Here is a 6,843-nt window from a genome sequence, read left to right on the forward strand (position 1 = left end):
TTTTTCTTTGATTTGAAGTATATTCTTTCATAGGTATTCCTTTTGTTTTATTTTAATTAATTAAATTATAAGGAATACCTACTTTTTTAAACTAAAAAAACGTGCAATATCTGTGGCTCCTAAACAAAAATAATATAATAAATGTTTAGGAGTATGAGATATTGGACATTTTTTAGTATAAAAAAAGCAGTATCCTTGTTATAATATTTTGAACATAAAACAAATAAAAAGGATGCTACTATGAAAAGAGATTATAGCACAGAATTTAAATTATTTATAGTGGATGAAGCATTAAAAACTAAAAATATTAAAAGATTTTTAAAGATAGAAGGAATAAATAAATCTACTTTTTATACTTGGCTTAAGAAATATAAAGACACTGGAACTGTCGCTAATTTTAGCACTAGACCGAAAACTTCTCCAAATATCTTTAATAATCAAGAAGCTATTAATTTAATTATTGAACTCTATACTAAAGAATATCGAGGTAAGCATTATATTAAAGCATATTTAAATCGTGAAGGCATTAATATAGGTGTTACAGCTATAGAGAATGTACTAAAAAGAAATAATCTTTGGAGATACAAAATAAAAAAGAAAAAGAAGCGATATGATAAACGAAAATTTGTCTCTAAAATACAAAAAGAGGGCAAAATAGTTCAAATAGATACCGCCTTGCGTACCTTCGGTAAAATATATCAAATTAGGCAGAAAAAGAGTTTATCAATTCACAGCTGTAGATTTAGCTGCTCGTTATAGTTGGAGAGAAATCTATGAAGATAAAACACCTTATAGTGCTTTATCTTTCTTAAAATATGTATTGAAAACTTCACCTTTTAAGATACAGGCTATACAAACGGACAATGGTATGGAATATACTTATCGCTGTATTAATACCTCTAAAATAAATATTTTTGATGAATACTGCTTAAAAAAATAAATTAGAGAGGAGATATATTCCTATAGCAACACCAAGATACAATGGTGTAGTAGAAAGAGTACACGGCATAGACGAAAGAGAATTTTATTCACGATTAAATAAAAATATAACTGTAGAATTATTGAGAGAAAAATTAAAAGAATATACACATTTTTATAACAATCAAAGATTGATTTCTTCGTTATTGTATATTACAATCAAAGAAAGAATCAAAAATATTATAGCAAGTAAAAGTACAATATCTATGGCTCCATGACAAAATAATATAATAAATTAGTTGACAAAAAAAGAAATTAATATACAATTGAAAAACATATTTAACGGGATGTAGCGCAATTGGTTAGCGTACCTGCTTTGGGAGCAGGGGGTTGTGAGTTCGAGTCTCACCATCCCGAATGCGCTAGTAGCTCAATTGGATAGAGCAACTGCCTTCTAAGCAGTAGGTTACAGGTTCGATTCCTGTCTGGCGCGTATGGGGTCTTAAATCAAAGGCTCTTTTTTTTCTTTTATGGCGAATGTAGCTCAGTTGGTTAGAGCGCCAGATTGTGGATCTGGATGTCGCGGGTTCAAGTCCCGTCTTTCGCCCTTCCTAATAACAAGCAATATTATACTTGATATTTTTCCTCTTTAATATAACATTTCTATTATGGAGGATACAAAATGAAAAAAGTTAAAAAACTATTATTAATATTTTCTATCTTCGCAATAAGCAATATATCAGTATTTGCTGCTAGCGGTTTTGAAACTATAATTAATGTACCTTTAGGTTTATCTATTGGTGTTCCTACTGGTACTTATGAGGCTTTATCTGATAAAGGTAAGGTGGGTTTTGATTCTGGAGTTACTGCTCAGATTGGATATATGATAGGTATTGGTAAATTAGGTGTTAGCATATTGGGTGAGTTTGGATATAGTTATGACAGCTATAAAATGTATTTGCTTCAGTCTGAAATTTTAGGTCAAAAAACTGAAATGAATTTAAACATGTATACTCATAGCTTTCAAGTTGGCTTGCTTCCAAAAATAAATATTGGTCAATTTGCTATAGGTGTTGGTGCTGGTGTTAAGATACCTATTACAGCTACTTATGAAGTAGATAGCACTATACTTGGTATCAATGAAAAAGTTATATCTAGTTTAAAAAGAAAAGATATAGAAAAATATACTAGAAATGTTATTCCTTATGTTAAGGTTACTTTTGATTATTCTATATACTTTGGTTCTAAGGTAGCTTTGAATATAGGAGCTTATTTAGGTTATGATTTTGGTTTGGCTCAAAAAAGTACTATAGACAATGAATATAATAGTGTTGATAGTTTTGATTTGGGTTTGCAATTAGGTTTAAGATTTGCTCCTAAACTATAATATTGTATAATAATAAAAATATTTACCGATAATTAATTACTATTAATTAATATAAAAATTAAAAAAGCGTCTGTGGCTCAATTGGATAGAGCAGCGGATTTCGGTTCCGCCGGTTGGGGTTCGAATCCTCTCAGACGCGAATCCTCTCAGACGCGTAGTTCTTATTCATCGTCTGATATATCTATATTATTTTTTTTCATTGTCTAAAGAGCCATTTTTCCAAAATTTGTATTTTTCTATCTCATCATTAAAAAGTTTTATACATAACCCTATAATAAAAGCATCGTCTAATAAACCAACTACTGGTAAAAAATCTGGAATAATGTCAGTAGGAAGAAGTAAATATAATAAAGCTGCAGATATTGCTGATATTGCTTTCCAAGGTATATCTTTATAATTGCCATTTACATAATCTTTAATCATATTTATAAGTGTTTCTATTTGTTCTTTTATTTTATTAAGTTTATCAGAAGATGCAGATATGCTTAATATTTCTTTAGTTTTAGATAAAAGAGATTCCAATTTTTCTCTATCTATATTTTTGCTTAAGTTTGTCCACAATTCTTTAGCTTTATCTTTAAAATCAATCATCTGTAAATCTCCAAATAATATATTTAATAATATTATAATTCATAATACTAAAATTAAAATAGTTTATTTTTCTAATTTTGTAAAATTTGCATCAAAGTTTATATTTATATGTGTATGATTTGAGTTTATAGTGCTTCCTATTACTAAATTATTAGGATAGCTCCAATTTCTAAGAGGCACATTAAAATATTTTAGTATGCTGTTTGCTTTTTCTAATTGTATTGTAAATATATAATTTGGATTATAATTATCTATTTTTTTAGTCATCTCATTTAGAGTTGTTTGACTATTCATGTTATTTATTGTTGTTTCTATGGCTTTTATGTTTTCACTAAAAAAGTATATTTTATCTATAAATGTGTAATATAGTGATGAGCTATTAGGAAAAGTATAAGAATATATATAACTATTATTATAATTTTTCTCTGACTTTGTAATGTTAATATATTTTTTTAATAATTCATTTTCTAATTTCGGCAAAATATTATCATAATTTTCTATATTAAATATCATAACAGGATAAATTATTTTACTCGATTCTATATAAGCTAAAGCCATCTCTCCATACAAATCGCTAATAATGCTTAAAAAATCATATTTGTTATTCATTTTATTAAAAAGATTTAGTAATTCTTTTTTTATTTTTGTATCATCATCATTTTTTAAATCATTATATATGATAGGGTATAGTCCAGAAAGATATGATTTTAATGATAAAAATACAACAGTATTTTGATAAGGCAAATAATTTTGTATATTATTTTTTTTATTTAAATTATAAAGTTCAAATTTATCAGAGCCTCCATATTGATAATCAACAAAAATATCCATTTTGCCATTATCATCATATAATTTTATATTTCCATATATATTGTACACATCTTTAAAATATTTTATTGGGGCGAATAGCATAGAGCCTTCGCATTTATTATCATCAAATAATTTTTTATTTACATAAAAAGAAATATCAGGATTATAATCTAATGATGAATTTTTTAATATACTAATATTTTCAAAACTTCCTGCTTTAGCATCAAAGAAATCTATAATTTTTTTTATACTAGAGTAATTTTTGCTAATTATTATAATGCCATCATAAAACGAAAAATAAATTAATGGCTTATCATTTATTAAACCAAATATTTTATAATTGTTGTACATTTCTTTTTTTATTTCATATTTTATAGTACCTATATTTATTGTTTTCAAATTAAAAAAAATATTTGCTAAAAAAGTATTAACTTTTCCAACATCAAAGAAATATAATAACTCTGAGTTTGAAAGGTTATTATTATATTTCCATAAAAGTATAGATGCATTTCTTGAAGTTAAAATTTTAGAAAATTGCTTTATAAAAAAATTTGAATTATTTTTTAAATTATAAAAAAAAGCATCAAGAGTTTTCATCATTATAGAAAAATCATACATAGATTCGTCATGGGATATTCTATAAGCATACACAGAGCCTGTAAATTTAGATATACTTTCATTTATACTTTTAGCACTTATATATATAATACTATCTTTTGGCATATTAATATTTTTCATGTTTTTTTGATGCAATCCAAATGGGTAGTATCCTATTATTAATATTATAGCTAAAATTATTATTAGTATTGAAGATACTATAATAGTTGCTTTTATTTGACGTCTTCTTTTAATGCTTATCATATTATATACACTCTACACGGCTATACAATTAACTATTTTCGTCATTTTAGTTATATAATTAAATTATGAAAATATATTATTTGATGCTAATATAATCTATTAAATATAAAATTCCGTATTATTATTTTAATTAATTTTATAATTGATAATTGAATAAAAGTATTATTTATGTTATTATAAGCAGTAATATATTTGTGTTTTTTACGGAGGATATTAAATAATGAAAGTGGCAAAATTTGGAGGCTCTTCGCTTGCTAATGCTTCACAAATAAAAAAAGTTGTAGATATAGTTTTATCTGATAGAGATAGAAGAATAGTTGTAGTTTCTGCTCCCGGTAAGAGAGTAAAAGAAGATACAAAGGTTACAGATTTGCTTATAGCACTTGCAGATGCTATACTTGATGGAAAAGACGGAAATCATGAATTAAAGATAATAATAGAAAGATTTAAAAGTATAATAGATGATTTAGGATTATCACATTCACTTTTAGAAGAGATTGACAGCGATATAAAAAAGAGAATATCGGAAGATAAAAGCATTTCTGTAAAGTTTAAAGATGGTGTTAAGGCATTAGGAGAAGACCTTAATGCTAAAGTGGTAGCTTCATATATTAATAGTTTAGGAGTAGAGGCAAAATATGTTAATCCTAAAGATGCGGGATTATTATTATCTGAAGAGTTTGGAAATGCTGCTGTGCTTGATGTTTCTTATAAGAATTTAGCCAAATTAAAAGATGAAAGTGCTATAGTAGTTTTCCCTGGATTTTTTGGATATACACAAAAGGGAGATGTTGTAACTTTCCCAAGGGGGGGAAGTGATATAACAGGTTCTATACTTGCTAAAGCAGTAGAAGCTGAAGTATATGAAAACTTTACTGATGTAGATGGAGTTTTAGCTGCTTCTCCTAGTATAGTGGATAACCCTAAACTTATAGATGAGTTTACATACAGAGAGATGCGTGAGCTTAGTTATGGCGGTTTTAATGTTCTTCATGCAGAGGCACTTCAGCCTGTTTATGAAGCTAATATACCTGTTCATATACTTAACACTAATAATACTGCTTCAAAAGGTACTAAAATAGTTGCTAGTAGAGATAAATTAAAAAATCCTGTTGTGGGAGTTTCTGGAGAATCTGATTTTTCTTGTCTTTATGTTAGTAAATATCTTATGAATAGAGAAGTTGGTTTCGGCAGAAAATTATTAGAGATAATAGAAAATGAAGGCATACCATATCAGCACGCTCCTTCTGGTATAGATAATATATCTGTAATAGTTAGAGCTTCTACTTTAACAAAAGAGAAAGAGAAACGCATTTATGAGAGGGTACGCGATGAGCTTAATGTGGATAATGTTTTTTTTGATAATGAATTGGCTTTGCTAATGCTTGTTGGAGAGGGTATGCAGGAAGTTGTTGGTATTTCTGCTAAGGCTATGAATGCTATAGAGAAGGCTAACGTTAATATTGAAATGCTTAACCAAAGTATTAGTGAAGCTAGTATTATGATAGGAGTAAAAGAAAAAGATTTGAATAAGGCTATTAATGCTGTTTACAAAGCTTTTTTTACTGAGCAGTAATTAGGAATAATTTGGAGAATATTTTTTATGAAAAAAGGAGTAATAGTCCCAATTCCTTTACTTCTTTTGCTTAATATACTTACCTGTGGATTATTTTGTTGGATATATAAAACTATAATATCAATAAAAGATTTCACAGGTAAAGAAGATATTAATCCGTTGATTGAAGTATTATTGGGATTTTTTACCTGCGGGCTTTATTTTAAATATTGGTATTATAAATATGGCAAGATAGTATATAAAGAAATGCCTGCTAAAATTGGTATTGATAATACTGAAGATAAAACTATTATGCTCGTTTTAATAGATATTATTATTTTTCTTGCTTGGTTTTTTAATATAATATTTAGTATTATCATTTTAACACTTAGTATTAATTATATAGATGATGATATTGATAGAATCTTTGCTATTTTAAGAATTATACCTTTTAGTCTTATATATAGTAAATGCATCTTCTCTTATTTTACAAGATAAACTTAATAATATTTGGAAAAAATCAGATACAATATAATAAATATTTTATTATATTTAGTATATAATTAATTATAAAGAAAATTAATAATGAAAAAGTGTTAAGGAGTGTGAGATATTGGACATTTTTTAGTATAAAAAAAGCAGTATCCTTGTTATAATATTTTGAACATAAAACAAATAAAAAGGATGCTACTATGAAAAGAGATTATAGCACAGAATTTAA

7 protein-coding genes and 4 tRNA genes are annotated in these 6,843 nt (G+C 26.5%); 9 read left to right on the forward strand and 2 right to left on the reverse strand.

Annotated elements, in window-relative coordinates:
* Window positions 1-240: 240 nt before the first annotated feature.
* The 7 genes from EPJ72_RS08015 (at window position 241) to EPJ72_RS08045 (ending at window position 2,444) form a co-directional block, all read left to right on the forward strand.
* The gene (locus EPJ72_RS08015) at window positions 241-759 is read left to right on the forward strand and encodes a transposase (protein ID WP_147730615.1); all 519 of its coding nucleotides are present in this window, start codon (window positions 241-243) and stop codon (window positions 757-759) included.
* 197 nt (window positions 760-956) lie between these two features.
* Window positions 957-1,196, forward strand: a complete 240-nt coding sequence (locus EPJ72_RS08020) for an integrase core domain-containing protein (protein ID WP_147731664.1) — start codon at window positions 957-959, stop codon at window positions 1,194-1,196.
* A gap of 65 nt (window positions 1,197-1,261) precedes the next feature.
* Window positions 1,262-1,335: transfer RNA gene (locus EPJ72_RS08025), tRNA-Pro, on the forward strand.
* Between the two features lie 2 nt (window positions 1,336-1,337).
* Window positions 1,338-1,411, forward strand: a tRNA-Arg gene (locus EPJ72_RS08030).
* Between the two features lie 39 nt (window positions 1,412-1,450).
* Window positions 1,451-1,526 (forward strand) — tRNA-His (locus EPJ72_RS08035).
* A gap of 74 nt (window positions 1,527-1,600) precedes the next feature.
* A complete protein-coding gene (locus tag EPJ72_RS08040; RefSeq protein ID WP_147731665.1) occupies window positions 1,601-2,305 on the forward strand; it encodes an outer membrane beta-barrel protein in 705 nt (234 codons plus the stop codon).
* A gap of 66 nt (window positions 2,306-2,371) precedes the next feature.
* Window positions 2,372-2,444, forward strand: a tRNA-Arg gene (locus EPJ72_RS08045).
* A 47-nt stretch (window positions 2,445-2,491) separates the two neighbouring features.
* On the opposite strand, the gene EPJ72_RS08050 is transcribed toward EPJ72_RS08045, so the two are convergent.
* Window positions 2,492-2,896, reverse strand: a complete 405-nt coding sequence (locus EPJ72_RS08050) for a YkvA family protein (RefSeq protein WP_242004965.1) — start codon at window positions 2,894-2,896, stop codon at window positions 2,492-2,494.
* Window positions 2,897-2,959: 63 nt separating this feature from the next.
* Complete coding sequence (locus tag EPJ72_RS08055) at window positions 2,960-4,567, reverse strand: hypothetical protein (RefSeq protein WP_147731666.1); 1,608 nt, start codon at window positions 4,565-4,567, stop codon at window positions 2,960-2,962.
* A 220-nt stretch (window positions 4,568-4,787) separates the two neighbouring features.
* On the opposite strand from EPJ72_RS08055, the gene EPJ72_RS08060 reads away from it, so the two are divergent.
* Complete coding sequence (locus tag EPJ72_RS08060) at window positions 4,788-6,143, forward strand: aspartate kinase (protein ID WP_147731667.1); 1,356 nt, start codon at window positions 4,788-4,790, stop codon at window positions 6,141-6,143.
* A 27-nt stretch (window positions 6,144-6,170) separates the two neighbouring features.
* Window positions 6,171-6,620: a DUF4234 domain-containing protein gene (locus tag EPJ72_RS08065; protein WP_439897267.1), complete on the forward strand. Its 450-nt coding sequence runs from the start codon at window positions 6,171-6,173 to the stop codon at window positions 6,618-6,620.
* The last annotated feature ends 223 nt before the right edge of the window (window positions 6,621-6,843 follow it).

The organism is Brachyspira pilosicoli, assembly GCF_008016535.1.
Classification (GTDB): Bacteria; Spirochaetota; Brachyspiria; order Brachyspirales; family Brachyspiraceae; genus Brachyspira; species Brachyspira pilosicoli_A.